We start from the raw sequence: 24,569 nt of genomic DNA on the forward strand, positions 1-24,569 counted from the left end.
ATGGCCGCGAAAGTACGGTCGGACCGTTCACCGGCAGGTGATCCGGGGAGCGTCGTACAGCCTCGGCAGCGGCGCGGTCACCCTGGTGATCATCTGGTTACGGACCCGCCGCTGACCGCGAACGGATCGACGACGGCCCCCTGCCGAGGCGGGGGGCCGTCGCCGTCGCCGTCGCCGTAGCTGCCGGTGCCGGTGCCGGTGCCGGTGCCGGTGCCGGTGCCGGTGCCGAAGGCCGGGCTTGCGGAATCAGCAAATGGACTCGGCTCCCGGGCAGGTTCTTCCGCAGGATCGGCGTTGAACCGGCAGAACGGCAGAAGCGGGCCGTCCGCGCGGCCGGCAGACCGACGACCCTGGGAGCAGAGACATGTCGCAGCACGCCACGGAGATCACACACCGGCTGGTGTCCACGCCGGGAGGCCGGATCCACCTCGTGGAACAGGGAAGCGGGCCGCTGGTGCTGCTCGTCCACGGGTTCCCGGAATCCTGGTACTCCTGGCGCCACCAGCTGCCGGTGCTCGCGGCGGCCGGATACCGCGCGGTCGCCATCGACGTCCGTGGTTACGGGCGCTCCTCCAAGCCCGACGCCACGGACGCGTACCGGATGCGCGCCCTGGTGGAGGACAACGTCGCCGTGGTGCACGCCCTGGGTGAGGAATCGGCGGTGATCGTCGGCCATGACTGGGGCGCCACCATCGCCGCGAACTCCGCCCTGCTCAGGCCGGAGGTCTTCCGGGCCGTGGCACTGCTGAGCGTTCCCTACGCCCCGCGCGGCGGCCCCCGCCCCAGCGACATCTTCGCCGGCATGGGCGGGGACGAGGAGATCTACGTCTCGTACTTCCAGGAGCCGGGCCGCGCCGAGGCCGAGATCGAACCCGACGTCCGCGGCTGGCTCTCCGGCTTCTACGCGGCCCTCTCCGCCGACACCATGCCCGCACCCGGCGCGCCCGATCCGCACTTCGTCAGCAAGGGCGGGATGCTGCGTGACCGGTTCCCCGCCGGCCGGCTGCCCGCCTGGCTCAGCGAAAGGGACCTCGACGTCTACGCCGGGGAGTTCGAACGCACCGGCATGACCGGGGCACTCAACCGCTATCGGAACATGGACCGCGACTGGGAGGACCTCGTCGCCTTCGACAACGCCCCCATCACCCAGCCGTCCCTGTTCATCGGCGGCGGCCAGGACGCCTCCACGACCTGGCTGGCCGCCGCGATCGAGGCCTACCCCGTCACACTGCCGGGCCTTGTCTCCTCCCACCTCCTCGACGGCTGCGGCCACTGGATCCAGCAGGAACGCCCCGCCGAAGTCAACCGTCTGCTGACCGACTGGCTCGCCGCCCTCCCCAACTGACGCCACCGCACACCGCCCGGTGCGGGCCCGAACAGCCGGGCACGCACCGGGCACTGCTCCGCGGGCCCGGACCTGGGGCGTGCTCGGCGCTGTCGGGAGCAGGGAGATCGAAAAGGGTTTGCGGGCAAGGGCTGCGGTTGGATAGACGTTACTGCGGGACCCCCGCCACGAAGGTTGAGGGGCCATGGACGCGAGAGGAGGGATAAGCCCATGATCGCCATGATCACCGCGCTTGTGTCCTCCCGAGGTACGGACCGCCTCTGACCCCGGAGCGGACGGGCGCCTTCACCGGAGCGTGACTCGACCGTGAAAACGAACGAACTGACCATGCGTCCGATCGCCGGACGCGAAGAACTCGACCTGTTCTCCCGGCTCCCTTACGTCCTCAACAAAGAACTGGCGGACGACCTCGCCAACGGTCGCCGACGTCCGGAGTGGATGTGGGTCGCCCTGCGCGGTGACCGTCTGCTGGCCAGGGCAGCCTGGTGGAGCCGGCCGGGCAGCGACACACCGCAGATCCTCGACGTCGTCGACATCGACGACCGCAGCACGGAACCCGATCGCTTGGACATAGGGGTGCGGCTTCTGCACACCGCAATGGCTGCCGGCCTCCCGAACGGGGCGCGTCCACCTGAGTACAGCCGTTTCGTCCCGCCGGACTGGCGGGAGGACGCGGCGGTCAGACGAGCCGTCGAAGATCGCATGACGGTGCTGGAACGGACCGGTGCCCAGCTCTTCGTCGAGCGACTACGCCTGGAATGGCGTCCGGAATCCCCGGTTCCAGAGCCCGGCGAGCGCCTTGTGTTCCAGCCGGCCCATGACGCCCAGGATCTCGTGGCCCTGATGACCTCGGTACTGGACGGCACCCTGGACGCACACAGCCGTGACGACCTGACCAGGATGTCCGCCCATGAGACGGCCGTCAGGCACTACGAGGACGAACTCGCGCGCTACACCAGCCCGCGTGACTGGTGGCGTATCGCGACCCTGCCCCAGGGAGAGCCCGTGGGATTCGTCATCCCGGCCCACAACGGCTACAACCCGATCATCGCCTATATCGCGGTGCTGCCCGCACACCGCGGCAACGGCTACATCGCCGACATCCTCGCCGAGGGCACCCGCGTTCTCGCGCGGCAGGGCGTCCCCCGCATCCGTGCGTCCACGGATCTCGGCAACGTCCCGATGGCGAACGCCTTCCGGCGCGCCGGGTACGTCAGTTTCGAGCGTGAGATCAACATGACCTGGAAGTGACCGGGCGTCGGGCGGGGACACCCCCAGCCGGTGTCCCCGCCGGCGGTACGCGGAAGGCAGGAGCAGCCCACTGCCGCACTGCGCTCATGCCGATATGAGCTTACGGGCGAGGATCTGGATCCCCGTCGACTCGTGACCGTTCATGGTGGACACCGTGATGGTCCGGGTGTCGGTGGTCCGGAACTCGGCGAGCAGGGTGGAGAACCACTCGCGGGGGTGATGGCGGCATACCGCACCGTCACCGGTTTCGAACACGCCATAGCTGCCGTAGTGATCAGCATGGCGGTCGTAGCGGCTGCGGTTGCGTTCGTCGTCCTGCAGCAGAAGATCACTGATGTAGAGGATCCCACCGGGCTTGAGGACGCGGTTCAGCTCGGCGATCAACCGGTGTTGGGCTTCATCGCCGGGAATGCAGGTCAGCACGGCGAAGAGCAGAACGGCGTCGAAGCTTGCGTCCGGGTAGGGCGTGGCAGGTGGTGCGTCCAGGGCGGCACAGCGCATGGCGGGGTGCAGACGGCGTGCCCGGCTGATCATTGCCGGTGAGGCGTCGACGCCCGTGAGGTCGCTGAAGCCGCGCTGCTCGAGTTCCTTCATGATGCGGCCGTAGCCGCATCCATAGTCGAGTATCGCGGCGTGCCTGCCGGCCCTGTCGAGCCAGGGCAGATGGAGCGGGTGGGTGAACGTCTTGGTGGCCGCGGCGGCATCCCAGTAGGGGACCTGGCTGTCGAGGTCGGACATGGCGCGTCAGCCGTTACCGACTTCTCGTGCCACGCGCTCCAGTCGGCTCCGGTGGCCCTCCCACCATGCCTGATCCCCTGGTGGCATGTCGTCCTTGCCCCGCGTATGGCCGACGGATCCGTCGATGAGTTCTCGCACGATGTCGGCGTGGCCTGCGTGCCTCTGAGTGTCGGAGGTCACGCGCACCAGGATGTGGTGCAGCGTCACCTCGCGGCGGTCCTCCGGCCACCACGGCACGTGACCGATCGCGTCAAGGCTCAGCGCCGCGATCGTACTGTCGGAATGTTCCCACGCCTGGTGGTACAGCTCGACGATCTCCTCACGCGACTCGTCCGCGGTGGCCCACATGTCCGAGTTGGGTTCCGAGTCCTCCGTGTACCACCAGTGCGGCGGCTGCTTGTCGAAGAACGGCCGTCCGAATGTGTCACCGAAATACCCCAGCTCCACGCCGGCGACATGTTTGACCAGCCCCAACAGGTTCGTGCCCGTGGGGGTGAACGGGCGGCGGACGTCGTACTCCGAGAGTCCGTCGAGCTTCCACAGCAGGGCGTTCCGGGCCTCCTGAAGGTAACGGAGGAGGTCCGCTTTCGGGTTCGGTTCGATCATGCCAGGCAGTCTTTCACCCGGCACTGACAACGGGGCTCCGGCGAGCGACGAGGCCTCGGGTTTCCGGTGGATCGGCGGTGTCGGCTCGGCCATGCTGTCTACTACAAGTCCTTGTCCGTGTCGGCGAATTCGGTTGTCGGGAGGTCTGGAGATGGGTGAGCTGTATCCGCCGGTCGAGCCGTACGAGAAGGGGATGCTCGACGTCGGCGACGGCAACCTCGTGTACTGGGAGGTCTGCGGTAATCCGGACGGCAAGCCCGCACTCGTCGTGCACGGCGGTCCAGGCTCGGGGTGCGGGCCCAGGGCGCGCCAGTTCTTCGACCCGGACCGGTACCGGGTCGTCCTGTTCGACCAGCGCGGCTGTGGCCGCAGCACCCCTCACGCGAGCGACCCGGCGACCGACATGCGGCACAACACCACCCCGCATCTGATCGCCGACATGGAGCGGCTGCGGGAGCATCTGGGCATCGACCGCTGGTTGTTGTACGGCGGCTCATGGGGTTCCACGCTGCTCCTGGCCTACGCCGAGACCTACCCGGAGCGGGTGTCGGAGATCGTCATCGCCGCCGTCACCACCACCAGGCGCTCGGAGATCGACTGGCTCTACCGGGGCGTGGGCCGCTTCTTCCCCGAGCAGTGGGAGCGCTTCCTGGCGGGAGCCCCCGGCACTCCGCGGGACGGTGACGTCGTCGCGGCCTACGCACGTCTCATGGAACACCCGGACGCCGCGGTACGGGAGAAGGCCACGGCCGACTGGTGCGCCTGGGAGGACGCGGTCCTGTCCGGTGAGACGAACGGCGACTCCAATCCGTTCGGTGACCGCCCTCCGACCGCGCGACTGGCCCTGGTCCGGATCTGCTCCCACTTCTTCTCCCACGGCGCGTGGCTGGAGGAAGGCGCCCTGCTCCGCGACGCCCACCGTCTGACCGGCATCCCCGGCGTACTGGTCCACGGCAGCCGCGACATGGGAGGCCCGCTGGACACAGCGTGGGAACTCGCCCGGGCGTGGCCCGACGCGGAGCTGGTCGTCGTCGGAGACGCGGGCCACCTGGCCAGCGACACGACCCGCGCCCATGTCCTCGGAGCCCTCGACCGATTCGCTCGCCCGCGGTGAGACCGGGCCGCCCCCGCACCACCACGGACGACAACGCCGATTGCGGACTGGAGATCGTCAGTCATTAGGCTCGTTCCGCAACAGGACGCGAAGGGGAGATCGGTGGCGCGGGTTGCGGTGATCGGTGGGGGTATCAGCGGGCTGGGGACGGCGCTCATGCTCGGCCGACGAGGCCACAGGGTCACATTGTTCGAACAGGACGCGCGGAGGGCCGGAGAGGACCTGGACCGGGACTTCTTCCACTGGGACAGGCCCCGGGTCCCGCAGTCCGTCCAGCCCCACTCGCTGCTCGCGCCCGTCCGCACCGTGTTGCGCGCTGAGGCCCCCGACGTCTACACGGACCTGCTGGCCCGGGGAGCACGGGAGTACCACGAGTTCGACTGGTTCGATGAGCGCCCGCCGCACAGGGCAGGCGATGAGGACCTGGTGACCCTGCGCACCCGCCGCATCGTGCTGGAGGCCGCCCTGACCGCGGCCGTGCGGCGCGAACCCACCGTCGAGGTGCGGCAGGGCTGCCGGGTGCGCGCCCTCACCTTCCGGGAGGGCCGTCCTGCCCGGGTCACCGGGGTGCAGGTGGGCTCGGAAACGCACCAGGCGGACCTCGTCGTGGATGCATCGGGTCGGCGCTCGCCGGTGCCCGCCTGGCTGGCCGCGGCCGGCTGCCGCCCGCCCGTGGTCGACAGCCACCGCACCGGGATCGCCTATGTGTGCCGCTGGTACCGCCTGCGCGCCGACGGTCCACGCGATCCCGGGCGGGTGAAGACCGGTTCGGCCGCGCCGTTCGCGCTCGCCGGCGTCTTCCCTTCCGACAACGGCACCTTCGCCGTGAGCCTGGTGCTCTCCACGGGTGACCCGACCCGCGGCGCGCTCACCGACCCTGCCGTGTTCGAGGCCGTCGCTCGCCGCTTCCCCGCGACCGCCGCCTGGCTCGGCCTGGCCCCCGAACCGCGCTCCGCCGTGCTGGCGATGGCCGGCCTGGACAACCGCTGGACCGCCCTCGCCGACGACGACGGGCCCCTCGTCACCGGCCTGGTCAACGCCGGGGACAGCCTCATCCACACCAATCCCACCTTCGGTCATGGCGCGGCCCTCTGTCTGCTTGCCGCCCAGCACCTCGCCGGCCAGGTCGACCAGATCGCCGCGGACCCCATGGGCTACCACATGTGGACAACAAAGGCCCTCCGCCCGTGGTTCGACGCGCAGGTCAAGGCCGACCGAGCCGACGGGCAACGCCTCGCCGAAGGCGCACCACCCGCAGATCGACGCGCTGCCGCCCGGGCCGCCTGCGCCTTCGACGATCCCGTCGTCATGCGAGCCCGGGCCCAGGTACGCCATCTCCTGCGATCAGCCGAGGAGGCCTACGGCACCGACGAGGTGGACCAGCACATCACCGCCTGGCTGACCGCCCACCCGGACTTCACACCGAAACACGACGGCCCGACCCGGGACCAGTGGGAAGCACTCACAAAATAGCGGTAGGCGCCAGGTGACGGACCCCGGTATGGCGCCCTGTGCCGCCGCCGGTGCCCGGCCCTCAGCCGGGGCGTTTGGCCATGATTACCAGGCCCGGCCCGCTTTGCTCGTCCGCAGGCAGCCGAAGCTCGGCAACCGGGCGCAGTCCGGCCTGCTCGATCAGGTCCAACAGTAGTTCCGGCCGCCATTTGTGTGTCGTCCAACGAACAGGTCGTATGCGTTGCGGTAGTACCCCTCGCCGGATTCCCGGTCATAGAGGTGCCGGTCCCGCCAGGGCTTCTTGAAGTCGTCCAGGGTCGCCCGGAGCACCGGTCGCCCCGCAGCACTGATCCACTCGGCCAGTTCATGCCCGAAGCTCGTCTTCCCGGCGGCGGTGAAACCGTCGACTCCCACGAGCAGGCGGCCCTCACCGAGAGCCAGGATGCGCTTGGCGATCTTTTCGACCAGCATGCTGCGCTCGTCGGAGGCCGGCGGAGGACAGGGCTGCCGCCAGGACGAAGCCGAATGATGCACATCTGCCTGGGGTGATCTCATGGAAGTAAACCTATCGACACGGCGGGACACCTCGCCGTGCTCCGCGATGGCCGGCTGCTGCCATCCTGATGCCCATGGCGACGCTGAACGGACGACCTGTCACCCCCGATGCCCTGCTGACTCTGGCGTTGACGAACTACGGCCACTTCACCTCGATGCGTGTGGACGATCAGCGCGTGCGCGGCCTCGGCCTCCATCTTGAACGCCTCGTCAGGGACTGCCGGACGGTGATGGGCGCGGAGCTGGACCCGGAGCAGGTCCGCGCGTACGTGCGCCAGGCCGCCGGTGATCTGACGGGCTCGTTCGTCGTGCGGGTGACCGTCTTCGATCCGGCCGTGGAGGTGGGGCACCCCGACAGGGCGGACCACCCCGGCGTCCTCGTGACCGTGCGCCCGGCCGGCCGCCTGCCGATGCCGCCGCTGCGCGTGAAGTCCGTCCGCTACGAGCGGGATGTGCCCGCGGTCAAGCACACAGGCCTCTTCGGCGCTCTGCACGCACGGCGTTCGGCGCTGCTGGACGGCTACGACGATGCGCTGTTCATCGGGCCGGACGACCGTGTGTCGGAGGGCGCGACATGGAATGTGGGCTTCATCGACGCGGACGGCGTCGTCTGGCCGGAGGCCGACGTGCTGCCCGGCGTGACGATGGCGCTGCTCCAGCGGTCCGGGGAGCACCGCACCATGCCCGTGACTCTCGCGGAAGCCCGGGGTATGCACGCCGCGTTCGCCACCAACACGACGATCGGGGTGCGGGCGCTGTCCGCCGTCGATGATGTGCCGATGGCCACGGAGCACCCGGTGCTCAGCCAACTCCGGAAGGCCTATCTCGCCGTCCCGGGCGAACGTTTGTAGGGCCCCGGTACGGGTGGGCTCTCGTTGAGGAGGCGGCTATGAGTTGTCGTCAAATGTCATGCGTCCGCCCGGGGCGGGGTGACGGGGGCTGTTGCCCCGCGTAAGTCGAGCCGACCGGTCGAACGCCCCTCGGCGGCATGTCAGTGGCTACTTCTACGCTTTCGGCCATGGACATGGACGATCTTGTCTGGCAGGCGAGCAACAATCGCGGCATTGCTCCGAGAAGGGTGGGGCTCCTGCTGGAGCACGGTCACCTGGACCTGGTGATCCGGGCAGCGGCGGAACGCGGCGAGTGGTTCTGCGCGGAGAGCGCGGTGGAGGAGCTGTGCCGGGCGGGGGAGTTCGGACGGGCGCTGGAGGTGATGGAGCCGTTCGTCATAACCGGGTGGCGGCCCGCCCTGTGGGCGAAGGCCGACATCCTGCTCCGGGCGGGCCGGACGGAGGAGGCCCGGGATCTGGTCCGTCCCGACGAAGCAGGCCGCACCTCGAGGACCGAACACCGCGACTTCGCCGAGCTGCTCGCCAAGGCAGGGCGCGTCGACGAGGCCATCGACCTGCTCGTCCCGCACATCGGTGAGTCGTGGATCCGGTCGGTCCTGGTGGAGATCACAGAGGGTCAGGACCGTGACGAGCGGGTGCTGGAGTTGATCGCCCCGCACGCCGAAGCCGCGCGGCGAGCCCGCGACGAGGGCCGGTGGGACTACTCCTGCTCGGACGCGCAGGAACTCCAGGCCCGGGTGCTTGAGCGCGCAGGCCGCGCCGACGAGGCGATCCGGATCCTCGGCCAGGACATAGTCGAGAATTCCTACCTCACCCTGAACACCCTCACCGCCTATGCCGAACTGCTGGCACGTCACCACCGGCTCGACGAGCTACGCGAGCTGGCCACCGGACAGGACGCACACACCGTCCTGCACATCTACGCCGGCGCCCTTCGCGACCACGGCCGGGCCCATGAAGCCGAGACTGTGATGCGTGACGCCATCGCCGCTGACGACTGGGTCGGGTACCGGGCCTGGCTCTCCTCGGCCTTGCTACGGGACGGCCGTCTGGACGACGCGATCGCCGTGGCCGAACCCGGCTTCAGCTGGTACGACTGCTCCAACCTCCTGGCCCCACTCGTCTACCCGCTCCTCGACCGCCCTGAGGAACTGCTCCGCCTCCTGGAGCACCCCCTTACCGTGCCCCACCATGGTCACGAAGAGTTCCAGCACTGGTGGCGGGCCTTCGCCCTCGCCGGCCTCGGCCGCACCGACGAGGCGATCGCCTTGGCCGAAGCCCACCCGGACCCCTGGACCGACCCCCGTATCGTCAAGGCCGGCCTCCTCAGCACCGCCGGCCACCTCTCTGCCGCCGCCGCTGAACTGCGGGACCTCGGCACGATCGAGGCACGGGAGGAACTGTTCGAGGTCCTGGTCCGGCAAGGCAGGGCGGCCGAGGCTATCGCCGCCCACCCCACAGTGGCTGAGCAGCGGGCCGCCGAATCGAAGCCCGAATCCGCCCTTCTCCGCGAAGACGGGTACTCCCTGGAGCCACCTTTCTAGGGTGGCGCTGTCACGTCCACATCAGGATGCTCCGGGCCGCGCAGGCGATGGTTCGGGCATGGACAAGCCTGTCGCCGGGCGTCGCGGCGGATCTCCCCCCACTTTCCGAGCGCGGGAAAATATCGCCGGCATCCAAGGGCTGGCCCGCCCATAGGGGAGGCGGGCATCGGGAGCGCAATTAGCGATATAGGAACGGCGGAATGCATGATGCGTAATACGGCGGCCAGCCGTCATGGATTCAGTCGTAGGGACATAGTTTCAACAAGTAAGTCAAGACTTACCTTTATGGAACTTTGACCGTATGGTGTGGCTCGAATCGAAGGAGCCCCCTGTTGTCGAAAATGAATGATCCCGCTGTGCGTGCGGTTGAATCGGAGCAGGATTATGTGTCCTCCTTGTATGAGTTGCTCACCGAGCGGCTTTCCGAGGCGCGAGTGCATCGAGCGAGTGTGCTGAAGGCCCCGGCGGACAGCGCCGGTGAGGCATACGAGAGAGAAATCGCCGCCGAGCGTCTGGCCAAGGAAATCGGCCGGCTGGAGGGCGCCGAAAAGGGGCTGGTCTTCGGGCGCATCGACTGGACGGACGGCACGGCTCTGCGCATCGGGCGGATCGGACTGCATACGGAGGAGGATGACCTGCCTCTGCTCGTGGACTGGCGCGCGAACGCGGCGCGGCCCTTCTACGAGGCGACACCGGTCCACCCGATGGACCTGCGGCGGCGTCGGCACCTGCGCCTCGAGGAGCGCACGGTCGTCTCGGTGAGCGACGAACTGCTGGACGGGACCGCCCCGACCGACGAGGACGTCGTGGGGGACGGCCCGTTGACCGAGGCTCTGTCGGCACGGCGTACGGGCAGGATGCACGCGGCCGTCGCGACGCTGCAGGCCGAGCAGGACGAGATCGTCCGTTCCGCCCACCGCGGGGTGACCGTGGTGCAGGGCGGACCCGGCACGGGCAAGACGGTGGTCGCCCTGCACCGGGCGGCCTACGTCCTGTACGCGTTCCCGCGCGCCGCGGAGGAGGGTGTCCTGGTGGTGGGCCCGAACGCCCGCTTCCTCGACTACATCTCCCAGGTCCTTCCCTCGCTCGGCGAGAACGATGTCGTCCTGGCGACCTGCCAGGAACTGGCCGGAGTGTCCACGGACACGGCGGGCCCGCTCGATACGGCGCGTCTGAAGGGCAGCTCCGACCTCGCCGACGCCTTGGCCGGCCTGCTGCGCGTCCACCAAGCCCCCGCCGGTGACTTCACCGTGCGGGTCGGACAGGAACTGGTTCACCTCTCCCGCGAGGAAGTCGCCACGGCACGCGACGCCGCCGTGACCGCCGTACCGGGACACAACTCCGCGCGCCAGGTGTTCAAAGAGCTCTTGGTCGACGCCATCACCGATGCGATGCAACGAGACATGGGCGACCTCCTGGAGCAGATCGACGCCGATTCCGAAAGGATGACGGGCATCAACCTCGACCGGTTCACGGGCGCCGACCAGCGCCGTGCCGAAGGTGCGGCCGACTCAGACCCGGTCCATGAGCTGGACCTGGACGCCATCCGAGCCGATCTCCTCGACGACGCCGGTGTCGACCGAGCGGTCGAGGTGTTGTGGCCGCGGCTGGTACCCGGTGACCTCGTGAAGGCGCTCCTGACGGACGCCGACGCTCTCGCCGAGCGCCTGCCCCGCCTGACCGCGCAGGAGCGGTCCCTTCTGCTGCGCGGCCCTGACGACCCGTGGACCGATGCCGATGTGCCGTTGCTGGACGAGGCGGCGAACCTGGTCGACGGCCCTCCCGAGCGGACGTACGGGCACGTCGTCGTCGACGAGGCGCAGGAACTGACCGCCATGCAGTGGCGGATGATCGTACGCCGCTGCCCGGCAAGGGCGATGACGCTGGTGGGTGACTTCGCCCAGGCAGGCCCGGTCACGACAGCGTGCGACTGGAAGGAAGCACTGAGCCCGCACCTCGGACCGAGGTTCAAACTGCACAGCCTGACCGTCAGCTACCGCACCACGCAGGCGATCCTGGAGAGCGTCCGGGACCTGCTCACGCGGATCGCTCCGGACCAGAAACCCACACGGTCGCTGCGAAGCGGTGAGAGCCCTCGCACCACGACCACACCCCCGGACGGGTTGGTCACCGCCGTCGTCCAGGAACTCCGCGCCCAGAGCACCGCGCACCCGGGTGAGCTTCTGGGAGTGATCTGCGCGGACACCAGGGTGAGCGAACTGACGGCCCAGGGCGTAGCTCACCACGCACGCGTCGTGCCGGCGTCCGAAGCGCGCGGTCTGGAATTCGACGGGGTCGTCGTCATGAACCCCGGGGAGATCATCATGGCCCGCCCCGGTGGGGAAAGGGACTTGTACGTAGCCCTGACCCGGGCCACCAAACGCCTCTGCACCGTCACCGTCCAGCCCGCCTGACGGTTCGGCGCCCGCGCCCGCGCCCGCTGCGTGACCCGGCGACCGTCCACCCGGACGAGGATGATGAGGGCGGCCGCGAGGCATGAGCCGAGATGGCCTGGGTGCCTGGGTCTCCAGCCCTGGGCACGCTGCATGGGTGCGGGCCCGGGGCCGGGGTCAGCGTTCGAAGGTGCCGGTCAGTCGGCCGCGGGCGAGGACGGGTGCGGTGATGGCGGGCAGGAGGGCGCGGGGCCGTACCCGGTTCGGTTGCGCTGTGCCGGGGGTGCTTTCCACGCGGGTGGCGAGGGCGAACAGCTGGAAGATGTAGCGGTGCGGCCCGTGGCCTTTGATGGGTCCGGGGCCGTGGTATCCGCGACCGATGCTGGAGCGCAACACCTGAACTCCGGCGGCCGGCTGCCGTGCGTCGAGGGCACCGGGCACCAGCTCTCGGGCTGCCGGGTCGATCAGGGCGACGCAGTGAACGGCGGGCTTGGCTATGGGGACGTCGATGTCCTCCATGACCAGGAGGAGTTGGGCGGTGCCGGCCGGCGGCGGGGTCCAGGCCAGGTGGGGGGACAGGTTGTCGCCGCCGATGTTCTTGAGGCAGTGCTCCAGCGGAAGGGGGTCCCCGTCGCCGAAGTGCCTGCTGGTGAGGGTCAGCGACTCGGCACTTTGCAGATGGGGCAGATTCCACGCCGTGTGGGTATCGCCTGCTCTGCGGTTCTTCAGGATGCGGCCCAGCAGGGTCATCGTGTTGCCTCGATCATGTCGATGATGTCAGTGACGGTGGCGGTCTCGCCGAGTTTCGGGAAGACGCGTTCGGTGCTGTGGCGGTGGGCATCGGCATCAGGGTCGCTCATGGCGTCGGTGGCCAGGACGACGTGGTAGCCGTAGTCGGAGGCCGAGCGTGCGGTCGACTCCACGCCTGAGCTGGTCGCGATTCCGGCGAGCACGATCTGGGTGACGCCCGAGTCCCGCAGGAGGGTGTCGAGCCCGGTGTCGTGGAATGCGCTGCGCCGTCGTTTGGTGATCAGGTGGTCGGTCGGCCGGACGTCGAGTTCATCGATGAGGTCGGCCCAGCCGGAGGGCAGCGCGGCGATGCTCCCGAAGCGCTGGGTCTCGGTGCGTCCCGGCGCGCGGCCGGTGACGTTGACCAGGACCACGGGCAGGCCGTGCCGACGGAACTCGGTCGTCAGGTGCGTCGCCTGCTTGACGGCGGCAGCCGTCTGGCTGTCGGTGTGGGCCGCGACAATGCCCTTCTGCAGGTCGATCACGACGAGCGCGGGCGTGGGATCGATGGTTGTCAGCGCCATGGGTGTTTCTCCTGTGGATATCTGCTGGTCGCCGGGCGGCGCGGGGCGGGCGTCTCGGGAGGAGCCGTCATCGGGGTGCTTCCCTGTTTCCGCCGGGGTCAGATGTTCCGGGCCAGCCGCTCCAGCAGCGGCGCGGCCGATGCGAGTTGTTCCAGCTCAGCGGGGGTGAATGCGCCGCCGGTCAGGGACCGGGCGATGAGTTCGGCCCGCGCGTTGCGCTTGTCCTTCAGCGCCTGCAGACCGGCGTCGGTCACGGACAGCACCATGCGTCTGCCGTCGTTCGGATCCGGGTGGCGTTCGACCAGACCACGGGCCCGCAGCGCACCGAGTGTCGCCCCCATGGCCTGCGCTGTGATCTGCGCCTGGCGGGCCAACGCCGAGGAGGTGGTGGGGCCTGAGCGATCCAGGTGCGACAGCGCGGTCCGCTCGGGCATGGTGAGTCCGCCCTCGACGGGTACTTGGCGCACCCGTCGTACCAGCGCGCTGATACCGGCCAGCAGGGCCGAGGCGACTTCGTCGGGGTCCAGGTCATCGTCGTTCACATACTAAGGCTACCTTATCAACTAGCCTTAGTATCCGGCTCTCCGCTCTTCGGCAAGATCAATCCCTTAGCGCGAACCGCTGTTCGGTTGTTCCGCGGGGCCGTTGCAGGGCGTCGGTTCCGGCTCGTGCTGTGGCGTGTGGGTGCGTCGGGGAAGCAGGAACGGTGTGGTCAGGATGAGCAGTCCCGCGGCCGTGAGGGCGGTGCGGGGGCTGGTGACGTCGGCGAGCAGCCCGGCGAGCGCGGTGAGGACGGCGATGGACGCCTGCTGGCCGATCGACCAGGCCGTCAGGGTGCGGGCGACAAGATGCTTGGGGGTGTGTTCGAGCCGGTAGGTGGCGAGCACCGGTGTGTACAGGCTCATGTTGATGATGATCGCCAGTTCGACGGCCATCACGGTGACGAGGCCGACGACGCCGGGACGGACGAAGGCCAGGCCTATCAGCCAGACGGCCCGCAGGGTGCCGACGGTCCGGAAGACCGTGTGCCGGCCGTAGCGGGCCACGACACGGCGGGCCAGCCGGGAGCCGATGAGCCCGCCGAGACAGGGGGCGGCGAAGGCGAGGCCGTACTGCCAGGGCGCGAAACCGAGTTGGCGCAGCAGGAGCACGGCCAGCAGCGGCTCGGTGGCCATGATCAGACCGGAGACGAGCATGTTGTTGAGGTAGAGCGCCCGCAGACCGGGATCCCCCATGATGTGCCGCCAGCCGTCGAGCAGTGCGCCCGCCCGGACCGGGCTCTTGCCGGTTGGCTGCGGTGCTTCTTCTCGGCCGCGGATCGCGGTGATGCCCAGTGCGGAGAGCAGATAGCTGAGCGCGTCGGCCAGCACGGTGGTGACCGGTCCGAACAGGCCGATCGCCGCTCCGCCCAACGGTGGCCCGACCGCGATGGAGCTCCAGTTGGTGGACTCGAACCGCGCATTGGCCACGAGCAGGTCGTCCGGCGGAACGAGGGCCTTGAGGTAGGCACCGCTCGCCGCGTTGAAGGCGATCTTGGCCGCGGCGACCACGGCCGAGACCACCAGCAGCTGGACGAAGCTGAGCCGGCCGAAGGCGTAGGCGACCGGGATCGTCGCCATGACCGCGAACCGGGTGAGGTCCATCGTGATCATGACCGGGCGTTTGCGCCGGAACTCCACCCATGGCGCGAGCGGCACCGCGATCAGCGCGCCCACCGCGGGCCCCATCGCGGACAGCGCGGACACCTCGGCGGGGCCGGCGTGCAACGCCAGTACGGCGATCAGCGGCAAGGCCCCGAACCCCAGCCCGGACCCATAGGCGCTCACGGCATATGCCGCCCACAGCCAGCCGAACTGCCGGCCCAACGGTCTCCGGCCCGTCATGCGCGGCGCCCCCTTGATCTCTCACCCGAACAAACCCACGTTGACCAGCGAGAGCTAAGCGAGCGGCACAACAGCAGGTCAAACAACTGTCCTGCCGACGACGCACAACCATCCGTTGTTCTCTAAGGTGGATCGACGTGGACCTCGAAGCCGTACGTACCTTTGTCGCGGTCGCGGACGCGGGCCAGTTCCAGGAAGCGGCCGCCGACCTGTCGATCACCCAGCAGGCCGTCTCCAAGCGCATCGCCGCGCTGGAGAAAGACCTGGATGTGCGCCTTTTCACCCGCACCGCCCGCGGCGCCCGGCTCACCATCGACGGCCAGGCGTTCCTGCCCCACGCCCGTGAACTTCTCCGGGTGGCGGCGCGGGCCGATGCGTCGGTCCGTCCCGGCCGACGTGCGCTGCGCGTCGACGTCGTCAACCGGCGGATCGTGACGGCGGGGCTGCTCCAGGACTTCTACCGCATGCACCCCGGGATCGAACTGGATGTGGTGACCCTGGACGCCGATGTCGACGGCGCCGTCGCCGCCGTCGAAGCCGGGACGATCGACGCCACGTTCCACGCGGTTCCCCCGCAGCAGCACCTGCCGGACGCGATCAGCACCGCGCGAGTGATCGACGAGCCGCACGAGGCGCTCGTCGGACCGCGCCATCCGCTCGCCAACGCCCGTGCCATCACTCCGGGGCAACTCGCCGGGCACCGCGTCTGGATGCCCGGCCTGGACGCCCGCGGCGAGGTGGCCGTCTACTACGACGAGCTCGCCACCGCCTTCGGCATCACCATCGACGTGGTGGGACCCGTCTTCGGGAACGAGGCGTTGCTGGCCGAGATCGCCGACTCCTCGGATCTGGCGACCCTGGTCGGTGAAGGCTCCCGGTATCTGTGGCCGGACAGCTACGACCTGCGGCGCATACCGATCCGTGACCCGGCACCGGTCTACCCGATGTCTCTGATCTGGCGCGACGACAACCCCCATCCCGCGCTCGCGGCCCTTCGCGACTTCCTCGGCTCCGGGCGAAGGGACTCCCCCGACACCGACGTCTGGACACCGACATGGGAACGGGCGGCCCCGAGGTGACAAGCGGGACGCACACCGCGGGCCCGTGTGGTGGAGGGGGCCGTCAGAGCGGGGCGAGGCGGGCCTTGAGCAGGCAGAACTCATTGCCCTCGGGGTCGGCGAGGACGTGCCAGGACTCCTCCCCGGTCTGATCGATGTCGACGGGTTCGGCCCCGGCCGCCAGGAGGCGTTCGAGCTCGGCGTCCTGATCGCGGTCGGTGGCGTTGACGTCGATGTGCAGCCGGAGTTTTCCGCTCTTCGGCTCGTCGGTGCGGCTGAGGATGATCGTCGGCTGCGGGCCGCCGAACCCTTCGCGGGGCCCGATCTCGATGGCGTCCTCCTCCCGATCGAGCACGACGAAGTCCAGGACCTCGCACCAGAACCGCGCCAGTGCCTCGGGGTCGTGGCAGTCGAGCACAAGCTCACTGATACGGCATGCCATGGGCGACACCTGCTCTCCGCGTGGACACTCCGCGACGGTACCGGGCGGGTCGGGCAGCTGCGAGGGATTTCGGGCTCTCGCACCTGCCTGGGCCCGCCGGGCCGGGGCGCGGCCGCCCCGGGCCGCCGAGCGGGGACGGTCCGTGGGCCGTCAGGGCATGGCCAGCGCTGCGGCCAAGCCGACCGCGCCGAAGACGGCGATACCGATCCCGAGCGCCTTGCACAGTCCGACAACCGTCCGGGCGAGCCCCGGTGACCACAACGCGGCACGGATCCGGCTGCCCGACCGAGGCATCGCAACGGCGAACGAACCGCACAAGAGGGCCAGTCCGGCCATGACTGCCAGCGCGCAGGCGCAGATCGCGGCCAGCCGCCCGGCCGTCGGGGCCACACCGACCGCGTAGCAGTGGTAGCGCTCGTCCCACTGGACCGGAAGCACCGTTCCCTTCTTGTAGGAACGGCTGATGGACACGTACACGCCCTTGACGCGGTGGTCGTCGGACCGGAAGTCCCCGAAGCAGTCGGTGTGGCGCCGTTTGCCGGTGTCCGAGGTGACGCATTCGGATATCTCGAGCAGTCCCGGGGTGCCTGAAAGGCGCGTGGAGTACTTCAGGCCGTCGGCGAAATGTGCTGCTCCGCCCGCCCCGATGCCGGCGAACAGCACCCCCAGGGTCAGAAAAATCAGCACCAGACCGACGCGGTCCAGCAGCGACTTCGTTTTCTCGGCAGCCCTCACTCGCGGCGCTCCTCCAGGTCTGTGCCGTCTCTCGCCGCAGCATTATCAGTGGTGATCGAAGGCTGCCCGGGGGCCGCTCCCTTCCTCGGGTCGCGTGATCACGGACCTGCAACACGCCTTAGGGTGCTGATTGTTGGTCGACGCATCGGATCACGGGGTCTGGGGATCAGGGGGACGACGGCCGATGAACGACGCGGATGCGGCTGAGGTGTAGTCGGACGCGCTGCCGAAGAGCGGGGTCAGCTTCGTCCTGGCCGACCTGACGATCTGGCGGGCGGCCTAGTACCGCCCCGGTGGCCGTCGGCATGACGGGCCGGTACGCCGACGGCGTCAACCTCCTTCCGGGCGCTCACGGTCGAGCATGTCCGCCGGCGTTCTGGAGGCTCACCAGGGCAGGGGCCCCGCCGCGTCGAAGTACCCTCCGCTGGGGTCGTCCGGGCCCAGCTGTGCCATGCGGACGATGATCTCGGCGCCCTCCTCGACCGTCTGGGTCCCGGTGTTCCCGTTGAGATCCGTCTTGGTGAAGCCGGGCTCCACCGCGTTGATCCGCATGGCCGGGAACGCCTTCGCGTACTGCACGGTGATCATGTTGACCGCGGTCTTCGACGCCGGGTACGCGACCCCCGGGTAGAAGGCCGCGGGGTGGCCCGGGTCGGCCAGGTGTGTGAGCGAGGCCAGCCCGCTGCTGACGTTGACCACGACCGGCGACGTGGACCGCCGCAGCAACGGCAGGAACGCATGGGTGACGCGTACCGTGCCGAACACATTGGTCTCGAAGACCTCCCGCATCATGTCGGCGGTGACGTCCGCCGCGCCGGCCACCTCGTTGTCCGGACCGCGCGCCTCGATGCCGGCGTTGTTGACCAGTACGTCGAGGCCGCCGCCGCCCTCGATCACCTTCACCGCGGCCGCGACGGACGCGTCGTCGGTGACGTCGAGCTGTACGGCGCGGGCCCCCTCGCCCAACCGCTCGGCCGCACGGCGGCCCCGGTCCGCGTCCCTGCTGCCGATGTAGACGGTGTGGCCCGCGGCGATCAGGCGGCGGGCGGTCTCCTGGCCGAGACCCTTGTTCGCTCCGGTGATCAGTGTTGTCGTCATGGCTCCACGATCCGCCGCGTCCGCCCGCGCAGCCAGGCGTCCCGCCTTCCTGGGACCAGCGGTACCAGGCAGCCGCGCGACCGGCGCGGCACACTGGTGGCCATGGCGACGGCGGACTTCGGCAAGGCGGTGCGCCGCTGGCGCGACCGGGTCCCGCCCGAGGCGGCGGGGCTGCCGTCCGGCGGGCAGCGGCGCGCGACCGGGCTGCGGCGCGAGGAGCTGGCCATGCTGGCCGGGATCTCCGTCGACTATGTCACCCGGCTCGAGCAGGGCCGTGCCACCCACCCCTCGGCCCAGGTCGTCGAGGCCCTGGCGCGGGCGCTGCGGCTGTCGGAGGAGGAGCGCGCGCACCTGTTCCGGCTGGCCGGGCTCGCCCCGCCCGGCCCCGAGACGGTGCCGGCGTACATCACTCCGAGTGTTCAGCGGCTGCTGGACCGGCTGACGGGGACGCCGGTGGCGGTCTTCGACGCGTCCTGGACCCTGCTGATGGCCAATGCGCCCTATGCGGCCCTGATGGGCGACCCGTCCGGCCGGCGCGGCCATGAGCGCAACGGTGCCTGGCGCCACTTCCTCGGACCGGGGCCCGGGGTGCTGCGCACTCCGCAGGGGCAGCGCGATCACGAGGCCGCGCTCGTCGCCGACCTGCGCGTGGCCGCCGAAAGCTACCCGGCCGACCGGCGGCTGCAACGGCTGATCGCCGAACTGCGCGAGGGCAGCGAGCGGTTCGCCGAGTTGTGGGACGCGGGCGCCGTCGGCCGCCATGAGGCCTCGCGCAAGACGATCGACCATCCCCAGGTCGGGCCGGTCACGCTGGACTGCGACATCCTCACCGTGGCGGGCAGCGATCTGAGGATCATGGTCTACACGGCCGAACCCGGCACCGAGGACGCCGAACGCCTCGCCCTCCTGACCGTCCTCGGCACCCAGGACCTGGTCGGCCCCGCCGGCTGAGGCACCCGCCCTGCGGCCTTTCGCCGCCCTCCCCGGCATCGTCCGTGTCCTCCGCCGACACGACGCGGTGCGTGACCGGTCTTCGTGACCTGTCTCCTCCACGGTGGAGCCGGAGCCGGGACGTGCGGATCGGTCACCACTCGTGTGAGTGCGGTCAGGGCGAAGCGGCGCAGGTGGCTCCGTCTGCCGTGGTCGGGCCGTCGGCGATCGTGGCGAGCTGGGCTCACCGCCCCGGCGGGCCGGTGTGGCACACCGTCGGTGCGGAACGAGCGAGCTTTCGGCGGCGGCCATGAGGCCGTCGTGAGACGCTGCGCCTCATGATTGCCCAACTGCAGTGCGTGGTGCTGGACTGCCCCGATGTCGTCGAGTTGTCCCGGTTCTACCAGTCGCTTCTCGGCGGCGTGGTGAACCGGCCGGATCCCCGGTGGTCGCTCGGCGACGACTGGGCGACGCTCCACACCGACGGTGGGCTCGTGCTGGCCTTCCAGCGCGTGGAGGACCACCGGCCGCCGCAGTGGCCGGACCCCGCTCGCCCGCAGCAGTTCCATCTCGACCTGGCGGTCGAGGATCTGGACCGGGCCCAGGAAGACGTCCTGGACCGGGGCGCCGCGCTGCTCGACGCGGGTGACGGACAACGGGGTTGGCGCATCTTCGCGGATCCGGCAGGGCACCCGTTCTGTCTCGTCCGGGACTGACGGCCGGCGCCCGGGGCCCCGTCAGCCGCAGTCCGGGGTTTCCTCCAGGGCCGCGGCGTCGAGGGCTGTGGTGAGGCGGTCGAGGTGGGTGCGGAGGGTGCGGATCTCTTCGAGGGTGAAGCCGGTCGCCGAGGCGATCCGCTGCGGCACCCGGAGCGCGCGCTCGCGCAGTGCCGTGCCCTCCTCGGTGAGCCGCACCTCGACCGACCGCTCGTCGCGCACGCTGCGCTCCCGGCGCACCAGGCCGGCCGCCTCCAGCCGCTTGAGCAGCGGGGACAGGGTGCCGGAGTCCAGCCGCAGATGCTCACCGAGCCGCTTCACGGGCGTCTCGCCGTGTTCCCAGAGCACCAGCATCACCAGGTACTGCGGGTAGGTCAGCCCGAGCTCCTTGAGGAGCACCCGGTAGACGCCGTTGAAGGCGCGCGAGGCGGCGTGCAGCGAGAAGCAGATCTGGCGGTCCAGATGGAGCCACTCCTCGTCCGGTGGCGTGCTGGGCGGAACCTCGGTCGTCATGGGGCCAGGGTAGCCGGACGCCATTTGATTGTGCGCAATTTAATTGTGTGCTCTACTTATGCCTGCAACCGATACTCCTGTCTCCTTGAGAGGGATGGTCTTCCATGGACGCGCTCTACACCGCCGTCGCCACCGCCACCCACGGCCGCGAGGGCCGCGCCGTCAGCTCCGACGGCAAGCTCGATCTGCAGCTGGCCTTCCCGGTGGAGATGGGCGGCAACGGGCAGGGCACCAACCCCGAGCAGCTCTTCGCCGCGGGCTATGCGGCCTGCTTCGCCAGCGCCCTCGGGGTGGTCGGCCGGCAGGCGAAGGTGGATGTCAGCGATGCCGCGGTCACCGGCGAGGTCGGCATCGGCAAGCAGGGCGAGGGCTTCGCGCTCGCCGTCACCCTCCGTGTGGAACTGCCCGACAGCATCGACAAGGCCACAGGCCGCAAGCTGGTCGAGCAGGCCCACCAGGTCTGCCCGTACTCCAACGCCACCCGCGGCAACATCCCGGTGGACCTCGTCGTCGAGTGACCCGGCGGCGGCGCGCCGCACAGAGCTCCGGCCGCCCGGTGTGACACCGGGCGGCCGGAGCCGGTCGGTCAAGGGCCCGGGCGGTCGGGTCGGGCCCGCCGGAGCACCGCCGGGCCGTCTACCAGCCGACGGCGACCAGCAGCCACTGCGGGTTGCCGTGGGAGACGAAGGAGGACTGGCCCGCCACGTCGTCGTAGGGGAAGCCGTAGGCGAGCTGGTTGATCGCGTTGTCGTGCCAGAACTTGGCGTAGTAGTTCGCGGGCGCCCCCTTGTAGTACTGAGCCGGGTCGGACCGCTGGGAGGCCGGCAGCGTGGCGACATGCCGGTTCAGTGCGGCGCACATGTCGGGATTGCCGGCCAGGGAGGCGGCGCAGCCGAAGATGTCGGAGGTGGCTTCGCCGACGCCGACGGACTGGGCATAGGAGGTGAAGTAGCCGGCGTTCACGCCGCCGGCGCGGAAGCTGGGGTCGCTGCCGGGGGCGATGATCCGGTACGGCGCCTGGGTCTGGGCCAGGACCTTGAACTGGTCGGGGACGGCGTTGGTGAAGCGCTGGAAGGTGGTGGCGCGGTCCTCGGCGAAGGTGCCCCGGTTCTCGCCGACCTCGACGTCGTAGCCGTCCTTGGTGTGCAGACGCATGGCGAGCTTGAGGCCGAAGGCGTCGACCCGGGTGGTGTTGCCGTTGAAGACGTTGTCACCGACGGTGAACTCGATGAAGTCGTAGTAGGGGCTGCTGGGCGAGCCGAGGTAGAAGTACATACGGCCCGCGGAGTTGGCCAGCATGTCGAGGTAGGGCTGCTCGGCGATGGAGTGGACCTGCCCGTTGAAGCTCCAGTACACCTGGCTGTCCGGGTACTTGCCGTTGGTGCGGTTGAGGATCTTCACCTCGACGACATTGTGTGCGGCGGGTATGTCCGCCGTGTTGCCCCAGAAGTCGTCCGGCGGGGTGGTGCCGCCGGATCCGTAGACCTGGAACTCCCACAGGGAGTAGCCGTAGGGGGTGGCTCGCTCGGTGCCGAGGACCCGCACATAGCGGCCGCTGCCCGAGACGGCGAGATTCTGGACGCCGCCGGTGGAGGTGCTGGTGGAGTAGACGGTGGTCCAGGTGTTCGCGTCGGTGGAGGTCTGGATCTGGTAGGCCTTGGCGTAGGCGGCCTCCCAGTTCAGCGTGACACGGGTCAGTTGCTGGACGGACCCGAGGTCCACCCGGAGCCACTGGGGGTCGGAGAAGGCGGAGGACCAGCGGGTGCCGGTGTTGCCGTCGACCGCCGCACCGGCCGGGAAGGCGTCGCTCTCGGCCGAGGACGCGACGGCGGGCCGCCCCTGGGACAGCAACTGGTCCGCGGCGCGCGCGGGCGACGGTGCCAGAGCGGCGAAGCAGGCGGCTATCAGGACGACGACCAGACCGAGAGCCGTACGGGAACGCAGGGCGACGGTCGCCGGTCTGCGGGTGAGTGCGCTGAGCGAGGGCTGCATACAGGGTCTCCTCAAGCCGGTTCGGCGTGTGTGGGGGTGGAGCAGCAGCAGGGGTGAGAGCGCTCTCTCCGGGTTGTATCCCCGCTGCCGTCCGGCGTCAACAACTGAAGCCGAAATCAAGGGAGTTCATGGGGTCGAAGGCGAGAGGGCCCCGGCGGGCGCGGTGGTGCACCGGTATGGATGCGGCGCATTCGGGATGTTCAGGTCACCGTGGACGGCTCCCGCATTCACTACTTGATGCGATCCGGCGCCGGTTCCACCGCGCGGAGGATCGAATCGGGAGCAACCATCGCGAACGAAGTCCTATATCACATCCAACCCATGAATACAGCTAAGATCTGCAAAGCTCAAAGAAACCTCAAGTAACAATTTGATTTCTAAGGTTCACGGATCCCATTGCCTCGGATTCACTGGTCCAGCTCGTGCGCTCTCCGTACGGGAGATCGCTGACCCGGCACTAAGGACTCCCCCCATGACCCCCCAGCCGCCCCCGCCGAAGGCTGACAACGGCCAGGCAGGCCGAACCGGCCCGACAAGCCCCGCAGAACATGGTTCAGGGCTTCAGGCGGGCCTGAAGAACCGTCATCTGTCGATGATCGCCATCGGCGGTGTGATCGGCGCGGGACTGTTCGTCGGCTCCAGCTCCGGCATCGCCACGGCCGGCCCCGGCATCCTGCTGTCGTACGCCCTCGTCGGCACGCTCGTCGTCCTCGTGATGCGCATGCTCGGCGAGATGTCCGCCGCCAACCCCACCTCCGGCTCCTTCTCGGCGCACGCCGACCGCGCCCTCGGCAGCTGGGCCGGGTTCTCCATCGGCTGGCTGTACTGGTTCTTCTGGGTCGTCGTGCTGGCGGTGGAGGCGACCGCCGGCGCCGCGATCCTCTCCAGCTGGGTACCCGCCGTGCCCCAGTGGGGCTGGGCCCTGATCGTCATGATCGTGCTGACCGCCACCAACCTGATCTCCGTCGGCTCCTACGGCGAGTTCGAGTTCTGGTTCGCCGGAATCAAGGTCGTGGCGATCAGCATCTTCATCGTCATCGGTCTGCTGGCCGTCTTCGGGGTGCTGCCCGGTGTGCACGCCGACAAGGCCGGGCTCGGCAACCTCACCGACCACGGCGGCTTCCTGCCGCACGGGCTCAGCGCGATCTTCACCGGTGTGCTGCTCGTCGTCTTCTCCTTCATGGGCAGTGAGATCGCGACGCTGGCCGCCGGCGAGTCGGAGGACCCTCAGCGCGCCGTCACCAAGGCGACCAACAGCATCATCTGGCGCATCGGCGTCTTCTACCTCGGCTCGGTCTTCGTGGTCGTCACCCTGCTCCCCTGGAACGACAAGGCGATCGCCGAGAAGGGCTCCTATGTCGCCGCCCTGGACTCCCTCGGTATCGCGCACGCCGGTGAGATCATGAAATTCATCGTGCTGACCTCGGTGCTGTCCTGTCTCAACTCCGGTCTCTACACCGCCTCCCGGATGGCCTTCTCGCTCGGCGAGCGCGGGGACGCGCCGAAGGCGTTCGCGCGGACCAACAGCCGTGGTGTGCCGATGGCCGCGATCCTGTCGTCCGTCGTGTTCGGCTTCGTGGCCGTCTTCTTCAACTACCGGTTCCCGGACTCCGTCTTCCTCTTCCTGGTCAACTCCTCGGGCGCGGTCGCCCTGTTCGTGTGGCTGGTGATCTGCTTCTCGCAGCTGCGCCTGCGCAGGATCATCCAGTCGGAGGCGCCGGAGAAGCTGATCGTGAAGATGTGGCTGTACCCGTATCTGACCTGGGCGGCGGCGTTTCTGATCATTCTCGTGTTCGGCTACATGCTGACCGACACCGAACACGACGGCCGCGAGACCGTGCTGCTGTCGATGCTGGTCGCGGTGATCGTGCTGGCGGTCGCCTTCATCAAGCAGAGGGTCGAGGGCGGCCGGGCGAAGGCCACGGAGCCCGCCGCCGCCGAGGCGGAGAAGGTCTCGGCCGGCTGACGGCCCCAGGCCGGCACCCCGTGCGGCGCCTGTTCGTACGGAAGGCCGTGGAGGCCTTCCGTACGGGCGGCAGG

At 69.4% G+C, this 24,569-nt stretch carries 24 protein-coding genes; 12 read left to right on the forward strand and 12 right to left on the reverse strand.

Annotation, left to right across the window (positions count from 1 at the left end; all coding sequences use genetic code 11):
- Positions 1-364 precede the first annotated feature (364 nt).
- Both CP978_RS02845 and CP978_RS02850 read left to right on the forward strand, forming a co-directional pair.
- Positions 365-1,345, forward strand: coding sequence for an alpha/beta fold hydrolase (locus tag CP978_RS02845; protein ID WP_043437243.1), 981 nt, complete (start codon positions 365-367; stop codon positions 1,343-1,345).
- A 327-nt stretch (positions 1,346-1,672) separates the two neighbouring features.
- A complete protein-coding gene (locus CP978_RS02850) occupies positions 1,673-2,596 on the forward strand; it encodes a GNAT family N-acetyltransferase (protein WP_043437245.1) in 924 nt (307 codons plus the stop codon).
- A gap of 84 nt (positions 2,597-2,680) precedes the next feature.
- Here the strand turns inward: CP978_RS02850 and CP978_RS02855 are convergent, their stop codons facing one another.
- Positions 2,681-3,334, reverse strand: coding sequence for a class I SAM-dependent methyltransferase (locus CP978_RS02855; RefSeq protein WP_043437246.1), 654 nt, complete (start codon positions 3,332-3,334; stop codon positions 2,681-2,683).
- Between the two features lie 6 nt (positions 3,335-3,340).
- Positions 3,341-3,940, reverse strand: a complete 600-nt coding sequence (locus tag CP978_RS02860) for a DinB family protein (RefSeq protein WP_043437248.1) — start codon at positions 3,938-3,940, stop codon at positions 3,341-3,343.
- A gap of 151 nt (positions 3,941-4,091) precedes the next feature.
- On the opposite strand from CP978_RS02860, the gene pip reads away from it, so the two are divergent.
- Together pip and CP978_RS02870 are read left to right on the forward strand one after the other, a co-directional pair.
- A complete protein-coding gene (pip, locus tag CP978_RS02865) occupies positions 4,092-5,054 on the forward strand; it encodes a prolyl aminopeptidase (RefSeq protein ID WP_043437249.1) in 963 nt (320 codons plus the stop codon).
- A gap of 102 nt (positions 5,055-5,156) precedes the next feature.
- The gene (locus CP978_RS02870; RefSeq protein ID WP_043437250.1) at positions 5,157-6,527 is read left to right on the forward strand and encodes an FAD-dependent oxidoreductase; all 1,371 of its coding nucleotides are present in this window, start codon (positions 5,157-5,159) and stop codon (positions 6,525-6,527) included.
- Between the two features lie 159 nt (positions 6,528-6,686).
- Here CP978_RS02870 and CP978_RS02880 read toward each other — a convergent pair whose 3' ends face one another.
- Complete coding sequence (locus CP978_RS02880; RefSeq protein ID WP_227745301.1) at positions 6,687-6,977, reverse strand: nucleoside/nucleotide kinase family protein; 291 nt, start codon at positions 6,975-6,977, stop codon at positions 6,687-6,689.
- A gap of 158 nt (positions 6,978-7,135) precedes the next feature.
- Between CP978_RS02880 and CP978_RS02885 the strand changes: the two genes are divergently transcribed.
- From CP978_RS02885 to CP978_RS02895, 3 genes are all read left to right on the forward strand, one after another.
- Positions 7,136-7,912, forward strand: coding sequence for an aminotransferase class IV family protein (locus CP978_RS02885; protein ID WP_150478129.1), 777 nt, complete (start codon positions 7,136-7,138; stop codon positions 7,910-7,912).
- Positions 7,913-8,079: 167 nt separating this feature from the next.
- A complete protein-coding gene (locus tag CP978_RS02890; RefSeq protein ID WP_150478130.1) occupies positions 8,080-9,456 on the forward strand; it encodes a tetratricopeptide repeat protein in 1,377 nt (458 codons plus the stop codon).
- Between the two features lie 386 nt (positions 9,457-9,842).
- Positions 9,843-11,870 (forward strand): HelD family protein, encoded by a 2,028-nt coding sequence (locus tag CP978_RS02895; protein WP_174498600.1) that lies wholly within the window; start codon positions 9,843-9,845, stop codon positions 11,868-11,870.
- Positions 11,871-12,026: 156 nt separating this feature from the next.
- On the opposite strand, the gene CP978_RS02900 is transcribed toward CP978_RS02895, so the two are convergent.
- The 4 genes from CP978_RS02900 to CP978_RS02915 form a co-directional block, all read right to left on the reverse strand.
- Complete coding sequence (locus CP978_RS02900) at positions 12,027-12,599, reverse strand: YbhB/YbcL family Raf kinase inhibitor-like protein (RefSeq protein ID WP_043437252.1); 573 nt, start codon at positions 12,597-12,599, stop codon at positions 12,027-12,029.
- A complete protein-coding gene (locus CP978_RS02905) occupies positions 12,596-13,162 on the reverse strand; it encodes a cysteine hydrolase family protein (RefSeq protein ID WP_043437254.1) in 567 nt (188 codons plus the stop codon). Before CP978_RS02905 ends, CP978_RS02900 begins: the two co-directional genes overlap by 4 nt.
- 98 nt (positions 13,163-13,260) lie before the next feature.
- A complete protein-coding gene (locus tag CP978_RS02910; RefSeq protein WP_043437256.1) occupies positions 13,261-13,704 on the reverse strand; it encodes a MarR family winged helix-turn-helix transcriptional regulator in 444 nt (147 codons plus the stop codon).
- Between the two features lie 66 nt (positions 13,705-13,770).
- Entirely contained in the window at positions 13,771-15,045 is a 1,275-nt protein-coding gene (locus CP978_RS02915; RefSeq protein ID WP_052453969.1) for an MFS transporter, read from the reverse strand.
- A 137-nt stretch (positions 15,046-15,182) separates the two neighbouring features.
- Between CP978_RS02915 and CP978_RS02920 the strand changes: the two genes are divergently transcribed.
- A complete protein-coding gene (locus tag CP978_RS02920) occupies positions 15,183-16,124 on the forward strand; it encodes a LysR family transcriptional regulator (RefSeq protein ID WP_043437257.1) in 942 nt (313 codons plus the stop codon).
- Between the two features lie 43 nt (positions 16,125-16,167).
- Here the strand turns inward: CP978_RS02920 and CP978_RS02925 are convergent, their stop codons facing one another.
- The 3 genes from CP978_RS02925 to CP978_RS02935 all read right to left on the reverse strand — a co-directional run bounded on the left by CP978_RS02925 (position 16,168) and on the right by CP978_RS02935 (position 18,378).
- Positions 16,168-16,545 carry a VOC family protein gene (locus CP978_RS02925; protein WP_043437258.1) on the reverse strand — a complete coding sequence of 126 codons (378 nt, stop codon included), beginning with the start codon at positions 16,543-16,545 and terminating at the stop codon, positions 16,168-16,170.
- Between the two features lie 150 nt (positions 16,546-16,695).
- Positions 16,696-17,280: a hypothetical protein gene (locus CP978_RS02930; RefSeq protein WP_043437260.1), complete on the reverse strand. Its 585-nt coding sequence runs from the start codon at positions 17,278-17,280 to the stop codon at positions 16,696-16,698.
- A 384-nt stretch (positions 17,281-17,664) separates the two neighbouring features.
- Positions 17,665-18,378 (reverse strand): SDR family NAD(P)-dependent oxidoreductase, encoded by a 714-nt coding sequence (locus tag CP978_RS02935; protein ID WP_150478131.1) that lies wholly within the window; start codon positions 18,376-18,378, stop codon positions 17,665-17,667.
- A gap of 102 nt (positions 18,379-18,480) precedes the next feature.
- Between CP978_RS02935 and CP978_RS02940 the strand changes: the two genes are divergently transcribed.
- Together CP978_RS02940 and CP978_RS02945 are read left to right on the forward strand one after the other, a co-directional pair.
- Entirely contained in the window at positions 18,481-19,329 is an 849-nt protein-coding gene (locus CP978_RS02940) for a helix-turn-helix transcriptional regulator (RefSeq protein WP_043437262.1), read from the forward strand.
- Positions 19,330-19,646: 317 nt separating this feature from the next.
- Positions 19,647-20,024: a VOC family protein gene (locus tag CP978_RS02945; RefSeq protein WP_043437263.1), complete on the forward strand. Its 378-nt coding sequence runs from the start codon at positions 19,647-19,649 to the stop codon at positions 20,022-20,024.
- Positions 20,025-20,045: 21 nt separating this feature from the next.
- On the opposite strand, the gene CP978_RS02950 is transcribed toward CP978_RS02945, so the two are convergent.
- Complete coding sequence (locus CP978_RS02950) at positions 20,046-20,537, reverse strand: MarR family winged helix-turn-helix transcriptional regulator (RefSeq protein ID WP_043437265.1); 492 nt, start codon at positions 20,535-20,537, stop codon at positions 20,046-20,048.
- A 104-nt stretch (positions 20,538-20,641) separates the two neighbouring features.
- Here CP978_RS02950 and CP978_RS02955 point away from each other — a divergent pair, with 104 nt between their 5' ends.
- Entirely contained in the window at positions 20,642-21,055 is a 414-nt protein-coding gene (locus tag CP978_RS02955) for an organic hydroperoxide resistance protein (protein ID WP_043437267.1), read from the forward strand.
- 118 nt (positions 21,056-21,173) lie between these two features.
- On the opposite strand, the gene CP978_RS02960 is transcribed toward CP978_RS02955, so the two are convergent.
- On the reverse strand, positions 21,174-22,529 hold the full coding sequence (locus CP978_RS02960) for a beta-1,3-glucanase family protein (RefSeq protein WP_043437268.1): 1,356 nt from the start codon (positions 22,527-22,529) through the stop codon (positions 21,174-21,176).
- Between the two features lie 472 nt (positions 22,530-23,001).
- On the opposite strand from CP978_RS02960, the gene CP978_RS02965 reads away from it, so the two are divergent.
- Positions 23,002-24,495: an amino acid permease gene (locus CP978_RS02965; protein ID WP_079161977.1), complete on the forward strand. Its 1,494-nt coding sequence runs from the start codon at positions 23,002-23,004 to the stop codon at positions 24,493-24,495.
- Positions 24,496-24,569: the final 74 nt, after the last annotated feature.

This window comes from Streptomyces nodosus (assembly GCF_008704995.1).
Lineage (GTDB): Bacteria > Actinomycetota > Actinomycetes > Streptomycetales > Streptomycetaceae > Streptomyces > Streptomyces nodosus.

Bases quoted from the DNA above. Each gene is read 5' to 3' on its own strand.
- CP978_RS02845 (WP_043437243.1), top strand. From the start codon at position 365: ATGTCGCAGCACGCCACGGAGATCACACACCGGCTGGTGTCCACGCCG.
- CP978_RS02850 (WP_043437245.1), top strand. From the start codon at position 1,673: ATGCGTCCGATCGCCGGACGCGAAGAACTCGACCTGTTCTCCCGGCTC.
- CP978_RS02855 (WP_043437246.1), bottom strand. From the start codon at position 3,334: ATGTCCGACCTCGACAGCCAGGTCCCCTACTGGGATGCCGCCGCGGCC.
- CP978_RS02860 (WP_043437248.1), bottom strand. From the start codon at position 3,940: ATGATCGAACCGAACCCGAAAGCGGACCTCCTCCGTTACCTTCAGGAG.
- pip (WP_043437249.1), top strand. From the start codon at position 4,092: ATGGGTGAGCTGTATCCGCCGGTCGAGCCGTACGAGAAGGGGATGCTC.
- CP978_RS02880 (WP_227745301.1), bottom strand. From the start codon at position 6,977: ATGCTGGTCGAAAAGATCGCCAAGCGCATCCTGGCTCTCGGTGAGGGC.
- CP978_RS02885 (WP_150478129.1), top strand. From the start codon at position 7,136: ATGGCGACGCTGAACGGACGACCTGTCACCCCCGATGCCCTGCTGACT.
- CP978_RS02890 (WP_150478130.1), top strand. From the start codon at position 8,080: ATGGACATGGACGATCTTGTCTGGCAGGCGAGCAACAATCGCGGCATT.
- CP978_RS02900 (WP_043437252.1), bottom strand. From the start codon at position 12,599: ATGACCCTGCTGGGCCGCATCCTGAAGAACCGCAGAGCAGGCGATACC.
- CP978_RS02905 (WP_043437254.1), bottom strand. From the start codon at position 13,162: ATGGCGCTGACAACCATCGATCCCACGCCCGCGCTCGTCGTGATCGAC.
- CP978_RS02915 (WP_052453969.1), bottom strand. From the start codon at position 15,045: ATGACGGGCCGGAGACCGTTGGGCCGGCAGTTCGGCTGGCTGTGGGCG.
- CP978_RS02925 (WP_043437258.1), bottom strand. From the start codon at position 16,545: ATGGCATGCCGTATCAGTGAGCTTGTGCTCGACTGCCACGACCCCGAG.
- CP978_RS02935 (WP_150478131.1), bottom strand. From the start codon at position 18,378: ATGACGACAACACTGATCACCGGAGCGAACAAGGGTCTCGGCCAGGAG.
- CP978_RS02940 (WP_043437262.1), top strand. From the start codon at position 18,481: ATGGCGACGGCGGACTTCGGCAAGGCGGTGCGCCGCTGGCGCGACCGG.
- CP978_RS02945 (WP_043437263.1), top strand. From the start codon at position 19,647: ATGATTGCCCAACTGCAGTGCGTGGTGCTGGACTGCCCCGATGTCGTC.
- CP978_RS02950 (WP_043437265.1), bottom strand. From the start codon at position 20,537: ATGACGACCGAGGTTCCGCCCAGCACGCCACCGGACGAGGAGTGGCTC.
- CP978_RS02955 (WP_043437267.1), top strand. From the start codon at position 20,642: ATGGACGCGCTCTACACCGCCGTCGCCACCGCCACCCACGGCCGCGAG.
- CP978_RS02960 (WP_043437268.1), bottom strand. From the start codon at position 22,529: ATGCAGCCCTCGCTCAGCGCACTCACCCGCAGACCGGCGACCGTCGCC.
- CP978_RS02965 (WP_079161977.1), top strand. From the start codon at position 23,002: ATGACCCCCCAGCCGCCCCCGCCGAAGGCTGACAACGGCCAGGCAGGC.